This is a genomic window from Conexibacter woesei Iso977N (genome assembly GCF_000424625.1).
Taxonomy (GTDB): domain Bacteria; phylum Actinomycetota; class Thermoleophilia; order Solirubrobacterales; family Solirubrobacteraceae; genus Baekduia; species Baekduia woesei_A.
In genome coordinates this window covers 32,050-55,418 of record NZ_AUKG01000002.1, presented here as the reverse complement: position 1 = coordinate 55,418, position 23,369 = coordinate 32,050, and the positions used below count along the sequence as shown (strand labels likewise).

Here is a 23,369-nt window from a genome sequence, read left to right as displayed (position 1 = left end):
TCACGTGCGCACGTCACGGACGACCCGCGCGGTTCTGGCGACCCTCGGGGTCGCGGTTGCCGCCTTCGCCGCAGTCCCGGGAGCGGCCTCGGCCGCGAGCGTGAAGGCCGACACCGGCAGCCCGCAGGACGTCGCCGCGACGTCCGCCACGTTCCGCGCGTCGGTGCTGCTGTCGGCGCTCGGCGGCAGCGTGACGTGGGACTACGGGACGACGACCGCCTACGGCATGACGACGCCCGCGGTGCAGACCGCGCTGATCGGCGTCAACGAGGACGTCACGACGCCCGTGACCGGCCTGCTGCCCAACACGAGCTACCACGTCCGCGTCACCGCGACGTCGCTGCTGTCGGTGATCCAGGGCAAGGACGTCAAGTTCACGACCAAGAAGGCCGACGGCAGGGGCACCGACGCACCCACGCCGCCGGCACCGCCGACCCCGCCCGCGCCGACGCCGACGCCGACCACGACCGCGCCGAGCAGCACGGCCGCGACGCCGACCACCTCGGCGAGCAGGACGAGCACGTCCGGCAGGTCGGGCAGCGACGACGACTCGACCGCGCCGACCTCCTCGAGGGGCTCCGGCGTCGACGACGCCAAGCTCGACGACGACGGCACCGACGGCGGCGCGACCAGCACGCCGGGCGTCGCCACCGCCGACGTCACGCCGGTGCTCGGCAGGACGCTCGCCGTCGCGGCCGTCGCCGGCACGGTCACCGCGACCGCGCCCAGCGGCGCGACCGTCTCGCTCTCCGGCGCGCAGACGATCCCGACCGGCACGCTGATCGACGCCCGCCACGGCACCGTCGAGCTGAAGACCGCGCTCGACGCCTCCGGCACGACGCAGACCGCCCGCTTCTGGGGCGCGCAGTTCGAGGTCCGCCAGGCCGCGACGAACAGGGGCCTGACCCAGCTCGTCCTGCGCGGCGCGAACTTCGGCGCCTGCCCCGTCGCCGGCACCGCGAAGGCCCGCGCCGCGAGCACCAAGACCAAGAAGAAGCCGCCGGCCCGCTCGCTCTGGGGCTCCGACGACCACGGCAGGTTCCAGACCCGCGGCCGCGGCTCGGTCGCGACCGTCCGCGGCACCCGCTGGGTCACGACCGACACCTGCGCGGGCACGCGCACGACGGTCCTGAAGGGCGCGGTCGCCGTCAAGGACATCAACAAGGGCAGGACCGTCCTCGTGACCAAGGGCCACAGCTACCTCGCGCGCACCACCCCGGTGCGCTAGTCCACCATGTCGCTCTCGCCCCGTCGCTGGCCGGTCCACGCGCGCGCCGTCCTGCTGGCCGGGGTCGTCGCGGCGCTGGCGGGCGTGGCGCTGTGGGCGACGCACAGCGCGCGGTCGCTGGAGGACACGACGGTCTCGCTGCGCTTCCGGATCCGCCCGGCGCACACGCCCAGGGACATCGCGATCGTCGGCATCGACGCCGAGACGTTCTCCGACTACGCCGGGACCCAGCGCTGGCCCTACCCGCGCTCCTGGCACGGCCAGGTCATCGACGAGCTGCGCCGGCTCGGCGCCAAGAAGGTCATCTACGACGTCCAGTTCACCGAGGCCTCCGAGCCCAAGCAGGACCTGGCGCTGTACGACGCGATCGGCCGCTTCCCCGGGACGATCCTCGCGACGACCGAGACCGACGAGCACGGGCACACCAACGTGCTCGGCGGCGACGAGAACCTCGCGCGCGTCAGGGCGCAGGCCGCGATGGCGACGTTCCCGATCCTCGCCGGCGGCGAGATCGCGCGGATGGAGCCGACGCGCGACGGCGTCCCGACCATCGCGGTCGCCGCGGCGCGCGCGCTCGGCCATCCGGTCAACGACCAGGCGTTCGAGAAGTCCGGCGCGTGGATCGACTTCCGCGGCCCGCCCGGCACGATCAAGGCCTATCACTTCTCCGACGTCAAGGACCACAGGCTGGCCGCCAGCGCGGTGCGCGGCAAGGTCGTGATCGTCGGCATGACCGCGCCGACCGAGCAGGACGTCCACCCCACGCCGACGATCGGCGACGAGCTGATGTCGGGCCCCGAGGTCCAGGCCAACGCGCTCTGGACCGTCCTGCACGGCCTGCCGCTGCGGACCGCGCCGGGCTGGGCGAGCGTCCTGGCGCTGCTGCTGCTCGCGCTCGCCCCCGCGGTCGCCGCGCTGCGGCTGCGCACGCTGGCCGTCGTGCTCGCGCCGCTGCTCGGCGTCCTCTACGTCGGCGTCGCCTACGTCGCGTTCCTGCGCGGCTGGGTCCTGCCGGTCGTCGCGCCGCTGTGCGGCCTGGCGCTGAGCGCCGTCGGGACGACCACCGCCTCGTACCTGACCGAGCGCCGCGAGCGCCACCGCGTCTCGCGCCACAACGCGGCGCTGGAGCGCGCGGTCGGCGAGCGCACCGCCGAGCTCGAGGAGACCCAGCTGGAGGTCGTGCGGCGCCTGGCGCGCGCGGCCGAGTGGCGCGACGAGGACACCGGCGAGCACGTCGAGCGCATCGGCGTGCTGTGCGAGCAGCTCGCGCTGGCCGCGGGCCTCAGCGCGCGCGACGCCGAGACGCTGCGCCACGCGTCGGTCCTGCACGACGTCGGCAAGATCGGCATCCCGGACCGCGTGCTGCTCAAGCCCGGCAAGCTGGACCCGGAGGAGTGGGCGATCATGCAGACGCACGCCGCGATCGGCGCGTCGATGCTGAGCGGGTCGCCGTCGCCGCTGGTCCAGCTCGGCGAGGAGATCGCCCGCACCCACCACGAGAAGTGGGACGGCAGCGGCTACCCGGCGGGCCTGCGCGGCGAGGAGATCCCGCTCGCGGGCCGGATCGTCGCGATCTGCGACGTCTTCGACGCGCTGCGCTCCAAGCGCCCGTACAAGGACGCCTGGACGCTCGACGACGCGCTGGCCGAGATCGTCCGGCTGCGCGGCACGCACTTCGACCCCGCGCTGGCCGACCTGTTCCTGCCGCTGGCCCCAGGCCTCGACCACGGTGAGGAACCCCCTGCGCTGCGCCTCGCGGCGTAGGTACAGTGTCCTGATGGACGAGCGCTTCGCCGAGGTCGGCAACGGGATCACCCTCTGCTACGAGACGTTCGGGGACCCGTCCGCGCCGCCCGTCGTCCTGATCATGGGCCTCGGCACGCAGATGGTCGCGTGGAACTCCGACTTCTGCGAGCAGCTCGCGGGCAACGGCTTCTTCGTCGTGCGCTTCGACAACCGCGACACGGGCAAGTCCACCAAGATCGACGGCGGCCACGTCCCGAAGCTGCACGAGATCGCGCTGCGCCGGATCCCGCGCCCGGCCTACAAGCTCGCCGACATGGCGCTCGACACCGTCGGCCTGATGGACGCGCTCGACATCGAGCGCGCGCACGTCGTCGGCGTCTCGATGGGCGGCATGATCGCCCAGACCGTCGCCGCGCGGCACCCCAGGCGCGTGCGGTCGCTGACGTCGATCATGTCCAACACCGGCGCGCGCCTCTCCGGCCAGCCGTCGCTGAGGACCTACCCCGTGCTGCTCGGCACCTCGCCGACCGACCGCGAGGGCTTCATCGCGCGCGGCCTGAAGACCTGGAACACGATCGGCTCGCCGGGCTTCCCGCGCGACGACGAGGCGCTGCGCGAGATGATCGAGCTGTCGTTCGAGCGCGGCCCGTCGGCCGCCGGCACCGCCCGCCAGCTCGGCGCGATCATCGCCTCCGGCGACCGCCGCCGCGAGCTGCGCGCCGTGCAGGCGCCGGCGCTCGTCATCCACGGCGAGGCCGACCCGCTGGTCTCGATCAGCGGCGGGCGGGCGACCGCGAAGGCGATCGACGGCGCGCGCCTGATCACGATCCCGGGCATGGGCCACGACCTGCCCCACGGCGCGTGGGACCAGATCATCGGCGCGATCGCCCAGCACGCGCACGCCGCGGACGTCGCCACCGGCGACGTGCCCGCCGTCAAGGCCGCGTAGCCGCGACCGCGCGCGCAGCGCCTACACTCGGCCGCGTGGGCCTGTTCTCGCGTGGTGGTGGGAGTGGTGGCGATCCGGGCGACCGCATCAGCGGTCCCGGCGGGCCGGACGAGATCCGGCGCGTCCAGCAGCGCGCGCCGCTGGCCCGCGGCACGCTGGCCTGCCCGCACTGCGACGCGCCGGTCAGCCCCGGCGGCCACGCGCTCGCGCCGGACGCCGCGATCGAGTGCCCGTTCTGCGGCGCGATCGGCCGCGTGCGCGAGTTCCTCACGCTCGGCGCGCCGACACGCGCCGCGCATGTGGTCGTCAACGTTCGGGTGCCGGGTTCGCCGCGATGGCGTCGAGCGCCGGGACCAACGCCGCCCAGCCACGATGGCGGGCCGCGTACACCTTCTGCATGACCATCCCGCTGGCCCCGGGCTCGACCGCCCGGAGCTCAGCGAGACCGCCCTTGACCAGCTGCTTGACCGCCCAGTTGACCTTGTCGTAGGGCGCGTCGAGCGCCCGGGCCAGCTGCGTCGCCGTGCTCGGCCGGTCGTCCAGCGCCAGCAGGACGCGGAGGCGCAGCGGGTCCATCAAACCACCCGCCAGGTCCAGCGTCCGCTGTGAGATCGCCGCCATCGGTCGTCGCCTCCTACCCAGGAACTTGCATGTTTATGGCTGGTTGGCCAGCGCGGGGTCGGCACGCAACGCGTGCGTCTCCTGCGTGCCGTCCGCGAGCGTGAACGTGGCCGACGTGGCGCCGATGTCGTCCTCGGCGAGCGGGGCCACGAACGCGCCGTTGTCGACCGGCACGGCGCGCGCGGCGCCGTCGACGGTCAGCGTGATCGACGCCACGCCGGACGTCGCGACGCCGAAGACGATCGCCCGCGCGCCGCGCTCGTCGTTGGCCGGCAGGTGGCGGACGACCAGCTCGTAGGGGTGCGCCGCCGTCAGGTCGACGCACGAGCCCGCCGCGTCGAGGGCCAGCGGGTGGAACGAGCCGTCGCCGTCGACGCGGCCGTAGTCGCCGCCGACGGTGCGGTTGACGTCCGGGCACGTCGCCCCGGTCTCCGAGCGGTAGACGCGCACCGCCCAGCGCGCCGGCGACGCCGAGCGCGCCAGGCCCGCGGCCGGGTCGCTCGCGGTCGCGGCGATCGTCGCGCCGCTGCCGTCCGGCTCCAGCGCCGCCGGGCCGGGCGGCGTGTCCGGGGTCGTCGTGCCCATCACGGCCGAGGCGAACGCCACGCCGAGCAGGATCGCCGCGACGAACGCGACCAGGAACTTCACGCGCCGGAGCATGCTCAGCACCCCGTCGAGGCGTGCGGGTGGTAGGAGAAGACGTTGTCGTCGCTGAGCTCCGCGACGGCGCTGCACTCGTTCGCGCTGCTGGTGGAGTCCCGCGACCACGTGTTGCAGGTCCCGGTGCTGTTGTAGTTGTCGCTGGACCCGATGAAGCCGCCGGTCGCGGTGAAGAGACCGCAGTAGCGGTGGGTCGCGCTGCACCCCTGGTAGACGCGGGCGAAGAAGCTCGAGTCGTTGTTGTTGTCGCCCGAGTAGAAGCCGTGCTCGACGCAGGTGACGTGGTTGTTGTCACCCGCCAGGGCGACGCGGACGACGGCGCCGAAGCTGACGGCGCAGATGAGGGCGAGCAACAGCACGCCGCGGGACATGCCCGTGCGGTGGGACATCGGGGAAACGCTCCATTCCATCGGGGGTGGTGGAATAGGGCGAGAACGCACGAAGTTGTTTCAACGCTGCGCAACTCTTCTCCGCCGAAGGTTCCTCGTCTGAGATGGTTCCGGCGTGATCTCGACGCGCCGGACGCGCGGCGGCAGCCTGCGCCGGCGGGTGGGCCACCACCCATCCTCGCTGTTCGTCCGGGCCCGGAGCGACCCGAGCACGTTCGGCGACGTGTACCTCGCCTACCACGACGTGGTGCTGAAGTACCTCGCCCGCCAGACGCTCGATCCCGAGGCCGCGTTCGACCTGATGGCCGAGACGTTCGCCGAGATGCTGGCGTCGATCGAGGCCTTCCGCGGCACGACCGAGGACGAGGGGCGCCAGTGGATGTGGACGATCGCCCGCCACCAGCTCTACCGCTGGAGGGACCGCGGGCGGGTCGAGCGCCGCAACCTCGAGCGGATCGGCGCCGCCGCCCCGCGGCTGGCCCCCGAGGAGTTCGACCGGATCGAGGACCTCGCCGACCTCGAACGCTTCCGCCCGGTCCTCGAGCGCGCGCTCGCCTCGCTGTCGGCCGATCAGCGCGAGGTGCTGCGCTTGCGGGTCGTCGAACATCGCCCATACGATGAGATCGGTGAGCTGCTCGGTGCCAGTCCCGGCGCGGTACGGATCCGTGTGTCGCGCGCGCTGCGCGATCTCGCGAGGATCATCGACGGCCTCAGGTCCGCCGAGGGTTCGCTGACGTGAGCGACATCCCGCCGGACCGCCGCTCGTCGCACGAGCTGTACGAGCAGTTCCGCGTGGCCGGAGCGCGCAAGGCGAGGCTCGACCGTCAGGTGCAGCGGCGACGCAGGCTGCAGCTGATCCCCGGCCCGGTCCTCGGCGCGGTCCTCGGCTTCCTGGTCGTCGGCGGCGGGTTCGCGGTCGGGACCAAGGTCTTCACGGGCGACGACGGCACGACGCTCACCGGCCGCGACGGCGGCGCCCAGGTGCGGCAGGCACCCGCCGATCGGCGGCTGGCCCGCGCGTCGACCGAAGATCCGAGCGTGGCCGGCGCTCGCTGGGGATTGCTGACTTATCAGAACACCAACGGTGCGACGTGCGTGGTGCCCGGCCGCCTGGTCGGCGACCGCGTCGGCCGCGTCGAGGACGGGCGCTTCGCGGCCTACGACGCGAGCCCGCCCGGCGCGATGTGCGGCGTGCCCGCCCGCGAGCCGCTGCTGCTCTGGACGCGGAGCATGGCGACCGGCGACGGCGCACGCGCGGTGCTGTACGGGATCGCCGACCGGTCGGTGACCGCGCTGCGGATGACCCGCGGCGACGCGCCGGTGCCGATCGCCCCGGACGGGACGTTCCTCGTGGTCGGTGCCGGCGAGCAGGCGTTCCGGGGCCGCACGCTGCGGGTGACGCGCGGCGGCGTCACCAGGGACGTCGCGCTCTAGCGGGGCGCCGCGTGTCCGGTCCGGGCGCGCCCGCGCGTCACCACGGGCATGAGCGCACGCATCCTCGTCCTCGGCGACCACAACCCGGAGTACTCCACGCACCGCGAGCTGGACGCGGTCCTGGACCGGCTGCGCGAGCGCGGCCTGACCGCGAGCTGGCACGCGACCGACGCGGGCGCGCTGCCGCTGCACGACGCGCTCTGGATCGCGCCCGGCAGCCCGTACCGCGACGAGCCCGCGGTGCTCGCGGCGATCGGCGCCGCGCGCCGCGAGGGCACGCCGCTGCTCGGGACCTGCGGCGGCTTCCAGTTCGCCGCGCTGGAGCTGGGCCGCGCGCTCGCGGGCGTCCCGGACCCGCGCCACGCCGAGTCCGACCCGGACGCGCCCGCGCCGTTCATCGCGCCGCTTGACTGCCGCGTGGACGGGGCGCGCCGGACGGTCACGCCGACGCCCGGCACGCGGCTGGCGCAGCTGCTCGGCACCGCGCCCTTCGAGGGCCTGTTCTTCTGCGGCTACGCGCCGTCGGCCGCCGCCGAGGACGCGTTGGAGCGCGCGGGGATCCCGGTCACCGCGCGGGCGCAGGGGATCGGCGCGGTCGCGCTGGAGCTGCCCGGCCACCCGTTCTTCCTGGCGACGCTGTTCCACCCCCAGGCCGGGACACTGGCGGGCGCGCCGCTGTCGCCGCTGATCGAGGCGTTCGCCGACGCGGCGCTGGACCGCGCGCAGGTCGCGGCCTAGCGCGCGGAAGACCTACAACTACGACTTCTGCTTGCGCGGCCGGCGCTGCAGGCGCTCGATCTCGCGGCCGAACGCCTGCTCGGAGGCGTCGGCCATCGCGACGCCGAAGATCGCCAGCAGCGTGTCGGCGGCCAGCGGGCGCAGGCGCTCCAGCGCGTCGCGGACCTCCGGCCAGCGCTCCTCGGGCGCGCCGTCGGCCTCGAACGGCTTCCAGACCTCCTGGACGAAGAGGTCGACGTAGGCCCGCGCGACGCCGTCGGCGTGCTTGCGGATCTTGCCGGCCAGCTGCATCGCGGTCTCGGGCGGGATCCCGAGCCGCTCCAGCTCCTTGCCCGCGCGCGTCAGCCGCGGCGTGACGTCCTCGAACGAGCCGTCGCCCAGCGGCTTCAACAACCCCAACTTGACCGCGCGCTCGAGCAGCCCGGTGTCCTTGCTCCCCCACCTCTCGGCCAGCTCCTGGGCGCTGAGCACCTCCGGCTGGTCCTCGGTGTAGGGCTCGGCGACCGCGCGCAGGAACCTCAGCGGCTCCTCGCTGGACCCGGGCGCGGCGTCGACCAGGCGACGGATCGCCTCGAGGTTGAAGCCCTGGCCCTGCATCTCACGGATGAGGTCGATGCGCGCGACGTGCTGGGGCCCGTAGTAGCCGGTGCGGCCGCGCACCTCCGGCGGCGGCAGCAGGCCGCGCGACTGATGGGCGCGGATGTTCCGGACGGTCATCCCCGTCTGCTGGGCGAGCTCGTCGATCGTCAGGGACAGACCGCCATCGTGGGACGCAACACCGGGCGCCTCCGTGACATCGGACACACGTCCATCCTACCCTGTTTGATGTGACATCGATCGGTGTAACATCAGCTCATGTCACTTGCGCACGTGGTCCTTGCTGCGTCGTCGTCCAGCAACCCCGCCGGGGGTGCGGCGATCGGGCAGATCGTCCTCGCCACCGCGATCGCCTCGGTCGCCACCGCGGTCCTGATGCTCGGGATCATGGGTTATCGCAACCACCCGGGCCGCGACGGGCGCCTGCGCAGGATGGCCGCCTTCTCCGAGAAGGTCTCCGGCCTGCCGAGCTGGTGTGCCCTGCCGCTCGGCGTCGGCGGCGGCTCGCTGCTGATCGCGCTGCTCGGCATGTACTGGGACATCTCCCTGCACATCGACCAGGGCCGCGACCCCGGCCCGCTGGCCAACCCCGCGCACTACCTGATCCTCGTCGGCCTCTACGGCGTCTTCGCCTCCGGCTGCCTCGCGCTCGCGCTGCCCGAGGAGAAGCCCGGGCCGGCCGCGATCAAGATCACGCGCGACTGGTACGTCCCGGTCGGCGGCGTCCTGACCGCCGCCTGCGGCGGCTTCGCGCTGCTCGGCTTCCCGCTCGACGACATGTGGCACCGGCTCTTCGGCCAGGACGTCACGCTCTGGGGCCCGACGCACCTGATGCTCTTCGGCGGCGCCGGCCTGACGCTCATCGGCCAGGCGATCCTGCTCGCCGAGGGCCTCGCGTTCCGCGGCATCCGCTCCGACAGCATCCACGGCACCTGGTGGATGACCGCCGCGCGCCGCGTCGGCCTGATGGGCGGCCTGCTGATCGGCCTCTCGACCTTCCAGGGCGAGTTCGACTTCGGCGTCCCGCAGTTCCGCATGGTCTTCCAGCCGATGCTGATCGCGCTCGCCGCGGGCCTCGCGCTCACGGCCGCCCGGATCTGGATCGGCAAGGGCGGCGCGCTGGCGACCGCGCTGATGTTCTTCGTCGTCCGCGGCGCGATCGACCTGATCGTCGGCGTCCCGATGGGCGAGATCATGCCCGCGATGCCGCTCTACCTCGTCGAGGCGCTGTGCGTCGAGGCGATCGCGCTGGCCGTGACCCGCGATCGCCCGATCGCCCTCGGCGCGCTCGGCGGCCTGGCCTGCGGCACGATCGGCTTCGCCTCGGAGTGGGCCTGGGTCAACGAGGTCTTCCGCCTGAAGTGGAACGGCGGGATCATGCCCGAGGCGATCTTCTGCGCCGCGCTGGCGGGCGTCGCGGGCGGCCTGCTCGGCGGCCTGCTGGGCTCAGGCCTGCGCTTCAGGCTGCCCAAGCAGAACATCGCGCGGCCGGTCGCCATCGGCGCCTTTGCGCTGATCGCCGGCCTCACCGCCTACGGGCTCTCCACCACGGCGCCGAACGGCCAGAAGGCGACGTTCGCGCTGCACACCGCGCCCAACTCGAAGCCGGGCGAGCGCTACGTGACCGGCACGGTCACGCTCGACCCGAAGTCGACGGGCAACGGCGCGTCGTGGGTCTCGGTCACCTCGTGGCAGAGCGGCAAGCTCAAGGTCGACCGCCTCAAGAAGGTCGGCGACGGCGTCTACGCGTTCCGCTCGCCCGCACCGGCCTACGGCGACTGGAAGTCGATGCTGCGCGTCCAGAACGGCCGCACGATCATGGGCGTCCCGGTCTACATGCCCGAGGACAAGGCGATCCCGGTCGCCGGCGTCCCGGCCCTGGACCACGTGACGCGCGCGTTCGTCACCGACCACAAGCTGATGCAGCGCGAGCGTAGGGACGACATCCCGGGCTGGCTGTGGACCGCGGCCTGCCTGCTGATCCTGATCCTCGCGATCGTCTTCATCACCGCGCTGTCGTGGGGCGTCGCGCGCGTCTCCCGCCAGGGTGGCGCGCCCGGCGCGCCGACCGAGCCGCCGGCCGCGCCGGCCCGCACGAAGACCGACCGCAGGGACCGCTTCACGACCGGGAGCCCGGTGGCCAGCGCACCAGGAGCCTGAAATCGGGTACAACGGGCTGGAGGAGGAGAGGACTTCACGCCATGAGCACACACGCAGGGCAGTCAACGACGGGCTCGTCGGTCGGGCCGCACCGCCACCTCGCGGGCTTCGCGCTCGTGCTGGTGATGGCCGCGGGATCGGTCGTGATGTGGCTGGTCTCGCCGATCGTGTGGCTGTGGATCGCCTCGCGCATGACGTCCTCCTCCCAGCCCTCGCTGGGCCCGTACGCGCTCGTGCTCGTCGGGATGGTGATCACCGCGGTGATCATCGGGAAGTTCCTCGGCGTCGTGAACCGCACGCACATGCGCGTGACCGGGCGCCTGACCGACAAGCGCGACCACGCGTCCTGGAACCGCTCGATGCGCGGTGACCGCAGGGCGACCAACGACCGCGGCGTGCTCGAGCAGGTCATGCTGATCTCGGTCGGCTGCGCGATCGTCCTGTTCGGCATCTGGTTCTTCGCCTTCGCCGGCTCGTCGCTGCCGAGCTAGCCGACCGTGAGCGGGGGCCTGGCGGCGGCCCGCGGCCGATAGGCTGGAAGGGGTGTCATTGGCCGCCGTCTCCGACCGCCCCAACATCGAGGTCCGCCGCGGGCCCGACGGCAAGCAGATCGTCGTCCTGCAGTTCCCCTACGACCCGCACATCGTCGCGCTGGTCCGGCAGATCCCGCACCGCCGGTTCGACTGGGACACGCGCGAGTGGTGGGCGCCGGTCGACGACTGGGCCGCGGTCCACGTCGCGGAGGTGCTGCGGCGCTTCCCGAAGCTGACGAGCAGCGCGCAGACCGACATCTGGCTGCGCGGCGTCGGCGAGCGCTGGGTCGGCCGGGTCCGGACGACGCGCTACGACGCCAAGGGCTGGTGGGTCCTCGACACGCGCGCGGGCACGGTGCCCGAGGCGTTGTTGAAGGGGTCGGTCGAGCACGAGGGCATGCTGCTCGCGCCGCTGACGCGCGAGGGCGCCGAGGCGCTGGCCGACGCACGCGGCGCGAAGCTCGACGGCGCGGCGATGCGCTGCGTCCTGGCGCTGGAGCACGGCGGCGAGGCGCCACCGGCGCGGCTGGTCCTGAACGTCGCGGTCGAGGGCGAGTCGTTCCTGCTGGAGACCCTGTGGGACCCGTCGATCGGAGACGCGTTCGAGCGCCTGCCGGGGACGTCGGACGGCGGCCGCTCGCTGCCGCTGGACCCGTGGGTCGTCACGCACCTCGACGGCTTCCTGGCGCTCCACGGCGTCGACATCGACTCACCCGCCGAGGCGGCGCTGGAGGACCTGCGCGAGGAGGCCGCCGAGGCCCAGGCGCAGATCAAGCGCTCCAAGGCGACCGAGGGTCCGCCGATCGAGGGCGTCGCCGAGCGGATGGGCGGCGAGCTGCAGCCGTTCCAGTGGGCGGGCGTGCAGTACCTGCTCGACGCGCGGCGCGCGTTCCTCTCCGACGAGCAGGGCCTGGGCAAGACCGTCCAGGCGCTGGCTATGATGGAGGCCGACGAGGCGTTCCCGGCGATCGTCGTCTGCCCCGCGTCGCTGAAGCTCAACTGGCTGCGTGAGACCAGGAAGTGGCTGCCGCACCGGACCGTCGAGGTCGTCGAGGGCGGCGTCGCGGTCCCGAAGACCGGCGACATCACGATCATCAACTACGAGGTCGTCGCCAAGCACCTCAACACGCTCGCGCGGCTGCGGCCGGAAGCCGTGGTGGTCGACGAGTCCCATTACTGCAAGAACCCGCGCGCCAAGCGGACGCAGGCGGTGCGCAAGCTCGCCGAGAGCGTCGTCCGCGGCGGCCTGCGCGTCGCGCTGACCGGCACGCCGGTCCTCAACCACGCCGAGGAGCTGATCTCACAGCTGCGGATCATCGGGCGGCTGGACGAGTTCGGCAGCGGCGCCCGCTTCTCACGTCAGTTCCAGGGCGTCCTGACCGAGGAGCGCCTGCATTGGCACCTGCGCCGCTCGTGCTTCGTGCGGCGGCTGAAGAGCGAGGTGCTGCCCCAGCTGCCGGCCAAGCGGCGCGTCGTCGTCCCGGTGGCGCTCGACAACGAGCGCGAGTACCGCGTGGCCGAGCGCGACGTGATCGAGTGGCTGCGCTCGCAGCCGCTGGAGCTCGGCGACCTCAACGCGAAGATCGCCGCGACGCTGCGGGCCGAGCGGCTGGCGCAGCTCGGCGCGCTGCAGCGGCTGGCCGCGCGCGGCAAGCTCAACAGCGCGCTGGCGTGGATCCACGACTTCCTGGCCAGCGGCGAGCCGCTCGTCGTCTTCGCCCGCCACCGCGAGATCCAGGAGGCGGTGCTGGAGCGCTTCCCGGACGCGCTGCACCTCTTCGGCCGCGACAGGATCGAGGCGCGCGAGGAGAGCGTGCGGGCCTTCCAGGAGGAGGGCGGCCCGCAGCTGATCGTCTGCGCCACCCGCGTCGCCGCGCAGGGCATCACGCTGACGCGCGCGTCCAACGTCGCGTTCCTGGAGCTGGAGTGGACCCCCGCGCTGCACGACCAGGCCGAGGACCGCACGCACCGCATCGGCCAGACCGACTCGGTCACCGCCTGGTACCTGCTGGCCGCCGAGACGATCGACGAGACGATGGCCGAACTGGTCGAGCGCAAGCGCGGCATCGTCGACGCGGTCACCGACGGCAAGACGATCGGCGACGAGAACGTCGTCGAGGGCCTGATCCGCGTGCTGCGCGGCGCCGAGCCCTACCAGCACCTGCGCCCGGTGGCGTAGGCGCGCGGCGGTTGGTGGCGTTCGGCGCGGCCGTGTGGTGGCGCTGCGGCGCGTGCGGTTGAGGGTGTTCAGCGCGGCCGTGTGCGGGGAGATGCGGCGCGTGGTTTGGTGGGCATCGATGGGAGAGTCGCTTGCTGTGGCGCCGCCGTTGGCGGTGTGGCTGGGCGTTGGTGGTGCTTCCGGGCGCGGTTCGGGGCCGAACGGGTGGGTCAACGGCAGCTAGGGGGTCTATGCGAACCCCGAACTGCCGTTCACCTCTTCGAGCGCCGGATTCGGGGCCGAATCGCCGGCTCGGGCGGGTCAACGGTGCATTTGGGTCCTATGCGAGCCCAAATGCACCGTTGACCCCTCAGTTCGCCCCCGAACTTCGCCCCGAGGGGCCACGAACGCCGAGCCACACCGCGACGGCCGGCGCCACCTCCGGCGACTCTCCCATCGATGCCCACCAAGCAACGCCCCGCACCCTCACCCACACGGCCGCGCTGAACACCACCAACCGCACGCGCCGCAGCATCACAATCGCCCCACGGAGACCCCACCCGCAGCACCCCCGCGCCCCGTCGCGTAGCGCACCGCCGCGTGGGTACCACCCGCTCCGTGCGCCGCGCAGCATGGCTCATCGTTGCGACCGTCCTGGCCTGCGCCGGGCTGAGCGTGTGCCTGGCGACGAGGGACCCGAACAACGGCGACCCGGTCCTGAACCCCGTGTCGCTGGGGCTCTACGCGGCGGTGGTCGTCGCGCTCGGCGCGGTCGGCTACCGGATCCACCGCCGCCTCGAGACCGCGGTGATGGACGCGGTGCTGGCCGGCGTCGTGTTCGCGCCCGCGCTGCTGCTCGCAGCCCTGTTCGTCTCGACGATCGCGCAGTGCTCGTTCGGCAGCGGCTGCTGAGCGGGCGAACCGTCACGACAGACCGCAGATCCGCAGGCGGACTGACGAGCTGACGCGGACTGCGGTCCGCCGCACGATAGGTTGCGATCCATGGCCTTCTCACGTCCCGCTCCGCTCCGCGAGGAGCTGGCGCGTGCGCTCCCCGACCGGCCCTTCGAGGTCGTGTTCTGGGACGGCAGCACGCTTCCCGCCACCAACGGCACGTCGCTGACGACCTTCCGCGTGAAGTCGCCGCTCGCCCTGGCCCACGCGCTGCGCGCGCCCGGCCAGCTCGGGATCGGCCGCGCGTACGTCTCCGGCGCGCTCGAGCCCGACGACATCGACGCCGCGATCCAGGTGCTCGACCAGTGGAAGCCGCCGGCGCTCGACACCAAGGCCAAGCTCAAGCTGGCCGCCGCCGCGGTCAAGTCGACGGGCCTGATGGCGCCGCCCAAGCCGCCGCAGGCCGAGCTGGTCCCGCAGGGCCGGCGCCACTCGATCGCCCGCGACAAGGCGGCCGTGCGCCACCACTACGACGTCTCCAACGAGTACTTCGCGACGTTCCTGGACCCGACGATGACCTACTCCTGCGCGATCTTCTCGCGCGGGGCCAAGACGCTCGAAGAGGCGCAGTGGGTCAAGCGCGAGCTGGTCTGCACCAAGCTCAACCTCCAGCCCGGCGAGCGCGTGCTCGACGTCGGCTGCGGCTGGGGCGCGTTCGCGATCCACGCCGCCAAGGAGCACGGCGTGCACGTCACCGGCATCACGCTGTCCGAGCCGCAGGCCGAGCTGGCCCGCCAGCGCGCGAAGGAGCAAGGCGTCGGCGACCAGATCGACATCAGGGTGATGGACTGGCGCGAGCTGCAGGCCGAGCCGTTCGACGCGATCTCCTCGATCGGCATGGTCGAGCACGTCGGCTCGGGCAACATCGACAACTACGCGCTGGCGCTGCGCAACTTCCTCAAGCCCGGCGGCCGCCTGCTCAACCACGGCATCGGCCGCCTGCGCTGGAACGACCCGGAGGCCGGGCCGTTCTCGGAGCGCTACGTGTTCCCCGACGGCGCGCCGCTGCACGTCTCGCGGATCCTGACGGCGGTGGAGCGCGCGGGCCTCGAGCCGACCCACGTCGAGGGCTTCCGCATGGACTACGCCGAGACGCTGAGGCACTGGGCCGACAACTTCGACAAGAACCTCGACCGCGCGATCGAGCTCGGCGGCGAGGAGCGCGTGCGCGTCTGGCGGCTGTACCTGCGCACCGCGCGGCGCGGCTTCGAGACCGGCTTCATCTCGGTGTTCCAGGTGCTCTGCACCCGCAGCTGAGATCCGGCGCCCTCCTGGCGGTGGCGGCCGCCGCGGGCGGGCTGGTCCTCAGCGCGCTCGGGCTGCCGTCGCCGTACCTCTTCGGGGCGCTGCTGGTCGGGCTGGCGTTCGCGCTGGCCCCGACCGGCCGCCTCGGCCTCGCGGTCCCCGACCCGGCCTTCACCGGCGCCCAGGCGGTCGTCGGCGTCGTGCTCGGCGCCTACCTGCAGTCGTCGTCGCTGAAGGCGCTGGGCGACGACTGGCTGCCGGTCGCGCTGGTGAGCGCGGCGACGCTCGCCGTGTCGCTCCTGGCCGGCGACGTGACCGCGCGCGTGACCGGCCTGGACCGCGTGACCGCCGCGCTCGGGACGATCGCCGGCGGCGCGTCAGGGATCACCACGATGGCGCGCGAGCTCGGCGGCGACGACCGGCTCGTCGCGTTCATGCAGTACCTGCGCGTGTTGGTGGTGGTGTTGATCACCCCGGTGGTCGCGGCGCTCGCGTTCCCGGGCGACGGCAGCGGCGGCACGAGCGGCAGCGCGGGCGCGCCGCCGGTGCTCGGCAGCGTGCGCGACTGGGTCCTGACGCTCGGCCTTGCGCTGCTCGGCGGCGGCGTCCTCAACCGCGTGCTGAGGATCCCCGCGGGCGCGTTGCTGTGGTCGATGCTCCTGTCCGGGATCGTGACGCTGAACGCGCCGTCGGGCTGGTTCGCCGCGCCCGCCGCGATCCAGGACGCGGCCTTCGCGCTGATCGGCCTGCAGGTCGGGCTGCGCTTCACGATGGCGACCGTGCGCCAGACCGGCGCGCTGCTGATCCCGGTGCTGATCAGCGTGCTGGCACTGCTGGCCGCGTGCTTCGGGTTGGCCATCATCTTGAACGCGACGACCTCGGCCTCGCTGGCCGACTGCTACCTCGCGACCACGCCCGGCGGCATCTACGCGGTGCTCGCGGCGGCCGTGGGCGCGGGCGCGAACACGACGTTCATCATCGCCGTCCAGGGCCTGCGCGTCGTCGTGATGGTCGTGCTCGCGCCGCTCGCGGTCCGGCGCCTGGTCAGCCGGCCGCGACGCCCCGCAGCGGGACCGGCGACGTCTGCATGACCGACGTCGTCGTCTGGCCGTAGGGCGTGAAGCGGTCGATCACCTCCTCGAGGTGCTCGACGTCGCGCACGTGGGCCTTCATGAAGAAGCAGTCCTCGCCGGTGATGCGGTGGCACTCGACGACCTCGGGCGTGGCCCGCGCGAGGTCCGCGACCTTCGCGATCTGACGCGGTGCCGGGCGGATCCGGACGATCGCGCTGAGCGTGAAGCCGAGCGCGCGCGGGTCGACGTCGGCGCGGAAGCCCCGGATCACGCCCTCGTCGGTGAGGCGCCGAACGCGCTCGGCGACCGCGGGCGGCGAGAGCCCCACGCGGCGCCCCAGCTCGGCGAGCGAGAGGCGCGCGTCGGACTGCAGCTCGGTGAGCAATCCGCGATCGACGTCGTCCAGCCCGTTCGGCCGTTCATTCGCAGCCATGACGACGATGATGCCGTCGATCGTCCCTTCCGTCCAGTCCTGACGCCGAGGATCGTATGTCGGCGCCATGCGCTACTTCACGGTCTCGGCGATCTTCCACTACCTCGGCCCCGCCTTCGCGGTCCTGCTCTTCGCCCGCGTCGACGTCCTCGGCGTCGCCTGGCTGCGCATCGCCACCGCCGCGCTCGTCTTCGCGCTCTGGCGCCGCCCGTGGCGGAGCGTGCGCCTCGGCGGCGAGGACACGCGGCTGCTGCTCGGCTGGGGCGCGTGCCTGGCGGTGATGAACTGCTGCTTCTACTCCGCGATCGACCGGCTGCCGCTGGCGACGGTGGCGGCGATCGAGTTCCTGCCGGTCGTCGGGCTCGCGGCGCTCGGCGCGCGCAGCGCCCGGAACCTCGGCGCGCTGCTGCTGGCGGTCGGCGGCGTCTACGCGCTGACCGGCGTGCACCTCGCGGGCGGCGCGCTCGGCCTCGGGTTCGCGTTCGCCAACGCGGGGCTGTTCGCGTTGTACATCATCTTGGCCGACCGTGTGGCCAAGCGCCCGGCGCTCGACGGGGTCGACGGGCTCGGCGCCGCGATGCTCGTCGCGGCCGTCGTCGTCACGCCGCTGGCGGGCTGGGCGGCGGTGCCGGCCTTCTCCGACCCGGTCGCGCTGCTCGCGGGCGCGGGCGTCGGGATCTCCTCGTCGGTCATCCCCTACGTCTGCGACCAGCTCGCGCTGCGCCGCCTCCCCCGCGCGACCTACAGCCTGATGGTGTCGCTGCTGCCCGCGATCGCGACGGTCATCGGGATCGTCGTCCTCACGCAGATCCCGAGCGCTCGCGACGTCCTCGGGGTCCTGGCGGTGATCGCCGGCGTGGCGCTGCACCGCGCTCCGCGTCAGGACGCGGGCGGCAGCAGGAAGGACATCGAGAGGCGTGCGCCCGCCGCCCTGCCCGCGCTCAGCTCGACCGCGTCGGCGACCGAGGCGATCGTCGGCAGCCCGAGCCCGAGCCCCGGCGAGTCCGGGCGCGGCAGCGGGCCGAAGCCGTCGTCCTCGACGACGATCCGCAGCTGCTGACCGTCGCCGGTCAGCTCCGCGGCGACGCGGATCTCGCCCGGGTCGCGGTCGCGGTAGGCATGCAGGACCGCGTTGGTCGCGGCTTCGCTCACGGCCAGGCGGACGTCGGGCAGCCGTCCGTCATCGACTCCTACACGTTGGGCGTAGGCGGTGACCTCGCTGCGCAGGACCGAGATCTGGTCGGCGGTGGCTGAGACGCGCCAGCGTGCGGGGGGCTCCGGCGCCATGCAGCGGGTGTGCCCAGCGCGAGGCGGAGCATGCGCGCCCCGCTCCGACCGGGCGCGCAGATGTCAGCGCGCAGTCGCCGGGAACGGCAGGAAGCCGGTCGCGGCGAGATCGCTCAGGTTGTTGGTGCGCAGCCCGTCGTAGGCCAAGGTGTACACCTTGTCGCCGACCACCAGCGTGCGAGCGACCGGGGCGTCGCCGCTGTCGATCCTGCCGGTCTGCGTGAGCGCGTCGCCCGCGGCGTGGAAGGCCACGGCGCCCGCGGACTCCAGCGGCAGGAACGCCGTCTGCGTCGGCGCCCACCACAGGAACGCGTGCGGGTCGTTCTCGACGGCGGCCATTCCGTCGGCCTCCGGCAGCTCCGCGTGCTGGACGCGCTTGGGGTGCGCCGGATCGCTGACGTCGAAGACCGACAGCTGCGTGCCCTGCGGCCTGCCCTGGGCGTCCGCCGCGGTCCCGACGCCGAGCAGCAACCCGGGCGCGATCGGCTGCAGGTAGGCGGAGTAGCCGGGCAGCTCGAGCTCGCCGAGCACGCGCGGGTTCGCGGCGTCCGAGAGGTCGAGCGTGTAGAGCGGGTCCATCTGGCGGAACGTCACGACGTAGCCGGCGGTGCCGAGGAAGCGCACGCCGTAGATCCGCTGGCCCCTCCCAAGGCCACCAACTTGCCCGACCTGCTGCAGCGCGCCGCCCTCGCCCGGCTTGAGCACCGTCACGTAGGACTGCGCGGGGTCGCCGCCGCCCTCAGGCAGCCACGACGGCTCGTCGGTCGAGGCGACGCGCAGCGCGCCGTCCTGCTCGCTCAAGGCATAGGCGTTGACGACGAAGCCCGGGACCGTGCCGCTCCCGGCGTACGTGGTCTGCCCGGGCTGCGAGGCGTCGAAGCGGTGGATCTCGGTCTTCATGGCGCCGGGCACGTCGCCCGCGTCGCGCAGGCCGGGGACGTAGCGCTGGGAGGCGACGTAGAGCGAGGTCGGCGAGCCGTAGACGGTCTGCGCGCCGGCCATGACCGCGTCGCGGTCGACGTCGTACAGGCCCCTGTCGAGGTCGACGGTCAGGACGGTCACCAGCCCGAGCCCGGAGAACACGTCCGGCCGGCGGATCGCGCCGCAGCCGACCACGCCGCGGCGGTACGTCCTGCCGGTGATCCTCGACGCGATCGTCGTCGCGGGGACGAACGTGCGCAGCCTCGCGTGCGCAAGCGGCTGGGCGCCGAGCAGCGGCTCGCTGGCCACGACCACGCGCGCGGTCCCGCCGTTCATGCGCGCGTCGGCGAACGAGCCCGCGAGCGTCATCGTCCGCGCGACCCTCGGCGCGGCCGGGTCGCTGACGTCGACCTCGGTCAGGACCGTCTGCGCGCCGCCGCCCGGCGCGACGATCGCGCGCTTGGCCAGCGGCTCGATCGGCCCGCCGCCGGAGTAGCTGGTGGCGAGCACGAGCACGCGCGACCCGCGCAGCAGCAGCTGCTGCCCGCCGCCGGGGATCGCCAGCGCGCCGGCCTCGCGCGGCGCCGCGCCGGTCACGTCGACCACCCGCAGGACGCCGTTGTCCAACACGTACATCATCCTGCCGTCGGTCTTGACGACGTCCGGCTCGTCGATCCCCGCCTCCTGCACGTTGGTGGTGGAGAACGTGTCGCTCCCACCCGCGCCCGCGTCGGCCGACGCGCTCTCCTGCGGCACGGCGACGCCGGGCAGCGTCTTGGCCTGCGGGCGCTCCAGCGCGACGGGCGCCTCGCCGAGCGCCCGGACCGGCACGCCGATCCCGCCCGCCCGCGCCGCGTTGTGCTGGGCGTAGCTCACCAGCGCACGGCACGACGAGAAGGCCACCAACCGAGCGCGCGCCGCACCCGCGGTCGCCGGCGCGACCAACGCACCGCACAGCAGAGCGATGACCACGGCAACTCGGCGCATGTCTTGAACCTACCCCGTCCCCGAGCCCTCGAACGGATTGCAGGAGCAACGCCCCGTCGGCGATAGGTCGTACTATCGCCGTATGGAAGCCCTCGGCCGTCTCGACACCCGCTCGCTGAGCGGGCGGGTGCGAGACGAGCTGCTGCGGGCGATCCACGGCGACCGGTTCCCGGACGACCGGCTGCCGCCGGAGGCCGAGCTGGCGGTGATGCTCGGCGTGTCGCGCACGACGGTCCGGGCCGCGCTGCAGTCGCTGGCCGACGACGGGATCATCTCGCGCCGCCGCCGTCACGGGACGGTCGTCAACCGCCACGTGCTGCGCTCGACGATGGGCCTCAACCGGCTCGTGTCGTTCCGCGCGCTGATCGAGCAGGCGGGCCACGTCCCGTCGGTCGACCCGCAGGTCCACCGCGCCCAGCCCGCCGACCAGGACGCCGCCGAGGCGCTCGGGCTGGAGCCCGGGACCCCGTGCCTGATCGTCGAGCGCCTGCTGCGCGCGGGCGGCGCGCCGGTCATCCACATCGCCGACACCGTCGCGCTCGACCGCCTGCCGGCCGGCCTCGGGGCGATCTCCGACGCCGACTCGACGTTCGAGTTCCTGGTGGCCAACGGCGTCGGGACCGTCGACCACGTCCGCGCCGAGATCGTCCCGCGCGTGGCGACCAGGCGCGTGCCGCACGAGCTCGACGTCGCGCCCGGCCACGCCTACATCGAGCTGCACGAGACCCTCTTCACCCGCGACCACGACCGCATCGCGTTCTCGCGGATCGCGGTCGACGACTCGCTCGTGCGCTTCTCGCTGGTCCGCCGCGACCTCTGAGAACCGCCGCGTTTGCGGCCACTTCGACCGCGTGGACAACGCGCTTTCGACCGGGTGACCAATGGCACGGACGCTCTCGTCCGCAATGGTCGTACCTATGAGCAATCACGCCGCCGACGCCGAAGACCTCGCCGGCTTCGGGTATCCGCAGCAGTTGCACCGGAAGCTCGGGAGCTACGCCTCCTTCGCCGCCGGCTTCTCGTTCGTCTCGATCCTGACGACCGTCTTCCAGCTGTTCTTCTTCGGCTTCTCGTTCGGCGGCGCGGCGTTCTTCTGGACGTGGCCGATCGTCTTCGCGGGCCAGTTGATGGTGGCCTTCTGCTTCATGGAGCTCGCCGCCAAGTACCCCATCTCGGGCTGCATCTACCAGTGGTCGCGGCGCCTCTCGACGCCGACGATCGGCTGGTTCGCCGGGTGGACGATGCTGATCGCGCAGATCGTCACGGTGTCGGCCGCCGCGATCGCGCTGCAGGTCGTGCTCCCGACGCTGTGGTCGAGCTTCCAGCTCGTCGGCTCCGACCCGTCGCTGGCGTCGAGCGACGGCGCGACCAACGCGGTCCTGCTCGGCGTGATCCTGATCACGTTCACCACCATCATCAACGCGATCGGCGTGCAGCTGATGTCGCGGATCAACGTCATCGGCGTCACCTGCGAGCTGATCGGCGTCGTCGCGCTGGTGCTCCTGCTGTTCACCCACGCCGAGCGCGGCCCGAGCGCGGTGCTGCACCAGACCGGTGCGGCGCCGGGCGGCTACTTCTCGGCGTTCATCATCTCGTCCTTGATGGCGGCCTACGTGATGGTCGGCTTCGACTCGGCGGGCGAGCTGAGCGAGGAGACCAAGGACCCGCGCAGGACCGCGCCGCGGGCGATCCTGCGCGCGCTGACCGCATCGGGCGTCGGCGGCGGGCTGCTGCTGCTCGCCGCGATCCTGGCCGCGCCGTCGCTGACCGACGGCAAGCTCGCGACCGAGGGCCTGCCCTACGTGCTGACCTCGTCGCTGGGCAACACGGTCGGCAAGGTCTTCCTCGCCGACGTGACGATCGCGATCTGCGTCTGCACGCTGGCGATCCAGACCGCGGCGACGCGGATGATGTTCTCGATGTCGCGCGATCGCGTCCTGCCGGGCCATGGCCTGCTCGGCCGCGTGTCGCCGGTCACCGGGACGCCGATCCTCCCCGCCGTCGTCGTCGGCCTGCTCGCCGCCGCGATCCTGGTGGTCAACGTCGGCGAGGCGTCGCTGTTCACCGCCCTGACCTCCGTGTGCATCGTGATGCTCTACGGCGCCTACCTGATGGTGACGGTCCCGATGCTCGTCCAGCGCCTGCGCGGGACGTGGGTGCCGCAGCCGGGGCACTTCTCGCTCGGCCGCTGGGGGTTGTTGGTGAACCTGGTCGCGGTCGCCTACGGCGCGCTGCAGATGGTCAACCTCGCGTGGCCGCGCGCGTCGGTCTACGACCCCGCGGGCGGGCACTGGTACCTGCAGTACTTCTCGCTGCTGTTCGTCGGCGGCTCGTTGTTGGTGGGGTTGTTCGCCTACGCGCTGCACCGCCGCGAGCTGACCGAGGACGCCGCGGCGCCGGCCGCCGCGCCGGAGGCGGCGGTCGCGTGAGCGGGACGAGCACCACCCACGGCGCCCGGGACCACGCCCGGGCGCAGGGCGGGACGGTCGTGGAGGCCATGCCGACGCTGCCGGCGTCGGCGTGGCCCGCGGTCCCGGAGGGCGTCGACGCACGCGACATGACCTGGGCCGAGGTCGTCGCGGGCGGCAACTACACCAACAAGGCCGTGGCCCGCGGGACGACGCTGCGGCTGACCGACCTCGCGGGCGACGCGTGCGCCCACGTCCTGCTCTTCAACGCCGACCAGCCGTGGGAGCGGCTGAACGTCGCCGACACCGTCAAGGTCCCGTGGCAGGCCTACCTCTCGGCGGGGCACCCGCTGCTGAGCGATGCCGGTCGTGTCCTCGCCACGGTGGTGTCGGACTCCTCCGGGCACCACGACGCGCTGTGCGGGACCTCCTCGCGTGCCGCCAACGAGGCGCGCTACGGCGACGGCGCGGCGCAGGGCCCGTCGCCCGCCGGGCGCGAGCTGCTGTTGTTGGGGGCCTTGAAGCACGGGCTCGGCCCGCGCGACGTGCCGCCGTCGCTGTCGTTCTTCCAAGGGGCACGGGTCGGCGACGACGGCGCGCTGGCCTTCGCCGGCAGCGCGGGTCCGGGCGCCAGCGTGACGCTGCGCGCGGAGCTGCCGCTGGTCGTGCTGATCGCCAACGTCCCGCACCCGCTCGACCCGCGCGCCGAGTACACCTGCAGCGCGCTGGAGGTGCTCGCCTGGCGCGGCGCGCCGACCGCGCCGGACGACCCGCTCTGGAGCGCGAGCCCCGAGGGCGAGCGCGCCTACCTCAACACCTACGACTACGCCACGGCGCGGGGGATCTGA

At 73.2% G+C, this 23,369-nt stretch carries 22 protein-coding genes and 1 pseudogene; 16 read left to right on the top strand and 7 right to left on the bottom strand.

Annotated elements, in window-relative coordinates; translation table 11 throughout:
* Positions 1-4: 4 nt before the first annotated feature.
* Genes H030_RS0112505 through H030_RS0112495 form a run of 3 tightly spaced genes read left to right on the top strand, consistent with a single transcriptional unit; the run spans position 5 to position 3,923 of the window.
* On the top strand, positions 5-1,228 hold the full coding sequence (locus H030_RS0112505) for a hypothetical protein (protein ID WP_027006357.1): 1,224 nt from the start codon (positions 5-7) through the stop codon (positions 1,226-1,228).
* Positions 1,229-1,234: 6 nt separating this feature from the next.
* The gene (locus H030_RS39695; protein WP_051222534.1) at positions 1,235-2,992 is read left to right on the top strand and encodes an HD domain-containing phosphohydrolase; all 1,758 of its coding nucleotides are present in this window, start codon (positions 1,235-1,237) and stop codon (positions 2,990-2,992) included.
* A 13-nt stretch (positions 2,993-3,005) separates the two neighbouring features.
* On the top strand, positions 3,006-3,923 hold the full coding sequence (locus H030_RS0112495; RefSeq protein ID WP_027006356.1) for an alpha/beta fold hydrolase: 918 nt from the start codon (positions 3,006-3,008) through the stop codon (positions 3,921-3,923).
* A 306-nt stretch (positions 3,924-4,229) separates the two neighbouring features.
* On the opposite strand, the gene H030_RS0112490 is transcribed toward H030_RS0112495, so the two are convergent.
* From H030_RS0112490 to H030_RS0112480, 3 genes are read right to left on the bottom strand one after another with little or no spacing between them, the layout of a single operon-like run.
* Positions 4,230-4,544, bottom strand: a complete 315-nt coding sequence (locus H030_RS0112490) for a winged helix-turn-helix domain-containing protein (protein WP_027006355.1) — start codon at positions 4,542-4,544, stop codon at positions 4,230-4,232.
* A 33-nt stretch (positions 4,545-4,577) separates the two neighbouring features.
* Complete coding sequence (locus H030_RS0112485; RefSeq protein WP_155892015.1) at positions 4,578-5,204, bottom strand: hypothetical protein; 627 nt, start codon at positions 5,202-5,204, stop codon at positions 4,578-4,580.
* 2 nt (positions 5,205-5,206) lie between these two features.
* The gene (locus H030_RS0112480) at positions 5,207-5,593 is read right to left on the bottom strand and encodes a hypothetical protein (RefSeq protein WP_155892014.1); all 387 of its coding nucleotides are present in this window, start codon (positions 5,591-5,593) and stop codon (positions 5,207-5,209) included.
* Between the two features lie 115 nt (positions 5,594-5,708).
* Here H030_RS0112480 and H030_RS0112475 point away from each other — a divergent pair, with 115 nt between their 5' ends.
* From H030_RS0112475 to H030_RS31665, 3 genes are read left to right on the top strand one after another with little or no spacing between them, the layout of a single operon-like run.
* Positions 5,709-6,332: an RNA polymerase sigma factor gene (locus H030_RS0112475; protein ID WP_027006352.1), complete on the top strand. Its 624-nt coding sequence runs from the start codon at positions 5,709-5,711 to the stop codon at positions 6,330-6,332.
* The gene (locus H030_RS0112470; protein ID WP_027006351.1) at positions 6,329-7,027 is read left to right on the top strand and encodes a hypothetical protein; all 699 of its coding nucleotides are present in this window, start codon (positions 6,329-6,331) and stop codon (positions 7,025-7,027) included. Before H030_RS0112475 ends, H030_RS0112470 begins: the two co-directional genes overlap by 4 nt.
* Before the next feature lie 48 nt (positions 7,028-7,075).
* A complete protein-coding gene (locus tag H030_RS31665; RefSeq protein WP_035127596.1) occupies positions 7,076-7,765 on the top strand; it encodes a hypothetical protein in 690 nt (229 codons plus the stop codon).
* 18 nt (positions 7,766-7,783) lie between these two features.
* Here H030_RS31665 and H030_RS31660 read toward each other — a convergent pair whose 3' ends face one another.
* Positions 7,784-8,569, bottom strand: a complete 786-nt coding sequence (locus H030_RS31660) for a MerR family transcriptional regulator (RefSeq protein WP_051222532.1) — start codon at positions 8,567-8,569, stop codon at positions 7,784-7,786.
* A 51-nt stretch (positions 8,570-8,620) separates the two neighbouring features.
* Here H030_RS31660 and H030_RS31655 point away from each other — a divergent pair, with 51 nt between their 5' ends.
* From H030_RS31655 to H030_RS0112430, 6 genes are all read left to right on the top strand, one after another.
* Entirely contained in the window at positions 8,621-10,522 is a 1,902-nt protein-coding gene (locus tag H030_RS31655; protein WP_196809112.1) for a hypothetical protein, read from the top strand.
* A 41-nt stretch (positions 10,523-10,563) separates the two neighbouring features.
* Positions 10,564-11,013 carry a hypothetical protein gene (locus tag H030_RS0112450; protein ID WP_027006350.1) on the top strand — a complete coding sequence of 150 codons (450 nt, stop codon included), beginning with the start codon at positions 10,564-10,566 and terminating at the stop codon, positions 11,011-11,013.
* A 52-nt stretch (positions 11,014-11,065) separates the two neighbouring features.
* A complete protein-coding gene (locus H030_RS0112445; protein WP_155892013.1) occupies positions 11,066-13,234 on the top strand; it encodes a DEAD/DEAH box helicase in 2,169 nt (722 codons plus the stop codon).
* 597 nt (positions 13,235-13,831) lie between these two features.
* A complete protein-coding gene (locus H030_RS0112440) occupies positions 13,832-14,125 on the top strand; it encodes a hypothetical protein (RefSeq protein WP_027006348.1) in 294 nt (97 codons plus the stop codon).
* Positions 14,126-14,215: 90 nt separating this feature from the next.
* A complete protein-coding gene (locus H030_RS31650; RefSeq protein WP_051222528.1) occupies positions 14,216-15,424 on the top strand; it encodes an SAM-dependent methyltransferase in 1,209 nt (402 codons plus the stop codon).
* Between the two features lie 20 nt (positions 15,425-15,444).
* Positions 15,445-16,503 (top strand): AbrB family transcriptional regulator, encoded by a 1,059-nt coding sequence (locus H030_RS0112430; protein ID WP_051222526.1) that lies wholly within the window; start codon positions 15,445-15,447, stop codon positions 16,501-16,503.
* Here H030_RS0112430 and H030_RS0112425 read toward each other — a convergent pair.
* On the bottom strand, positions 16,457-16,918 hold the full coding sequence (locus tag H030_RS0112425) for an Lrp/AsnC family transcriptional regulator (RefSeq protein ID WP_035128098.1): 462 nt from the start codon (positions 16,916-16,918) through the stop codon (positions 16,457-16,459). The two genes, H030_RS0112430 and H030_RS0112425, sit on opposite strands and share 47 nt — an antisense overlap.
* Before the next feature lie 67 nt (positions 16,919-16,985).
* Here H030_RS0112425 and H030_RS40140 point away from each other — a divergent pair, with 67 nt between their 5' ends.
* On the top strand, positions 16,986-17,978 hold the full coding sequence (locus H030_RS40140) for an EamA family transporter (RefSeq protein WP_196809111.1): 993 nt from the start codon (positions 16,986-16,988) through the stop codon (positions 17,976-17,978).
* Here H030_RS40140 and H030_RS40135 read toward each other — a convergent pair.
* Positions 17,882-18,205 (bottom strand): annotated as a pseudogene (locus tag H030_RS40135) (ATP-binding protein); the annotation flags it as partial. The gene H030_RS40140 and the pseudogene H030_RS40135 overlap by 97 nt on opposite strands.
* Positions 18,206-18,268: 63 nt before the next feature.
* Positions 18,269-20,113, bottom strand: coding sequence for a beta-propeller domain-containing protein (locus H030_RS31640; RefSeq protein WP_081690773.1), 1,845 nt, complete (start codon positions 20,111-20,113; stop codon positions 18,269-18,271).
* Positions 20,114-20,195: 82 nt separating this feature from the next.
* Here H030_RS31640 and H030_RS0112405 point away from each other — a divergent pair, with 82 nt between their 5' ends.
* The 3 genes from H030_RS0112405 to H030_RS0112395 all read left to right on the top strand — a co-directional run bounded on the left by H030_RS0112405 (position 20,196) and on the right by H030_RS0112395 (position 23,369).
* Positions 20,196-20,933 carry a GntR family transcriptional regulator gene (locus H030_RS0112405; RefSeq protein ID WP_027006345.1) on the top strand — a complete coding sequence of 246 codons (738 nt, stop codon included), beginning with the start codon at positions 20,196-20,198 and terminating at the stop codon, positions 20,931-20,933.
* Between the two features lie 61 nt (positions 20,934-20,994).
* A complete protein-coding gene (locus H030_RS0112400) occupies positions 20,995-22,542 on the top strand; it encodes an amino acid permease (RefSeq protein WP_027006344.1) in 1,548 nt (515 codons plus the stop codon).
* Positions 22,539-23,369 carry an urea amidolyase associated protein UAAP1 gene (locus tag H030_RS0112395; RefSeq protein ID WP_027006343.1) on the top strand — a complete coding sequence of 277 codons (831 nt, stop codon included), beginning with the start codon at positions 22,539-22,541 and terminating at the stop codon, positions 23,367-23,369. Before H030_RS0112400 ends, H030_RS0112395 begins: the two co-directional genes overlap by 4 nt.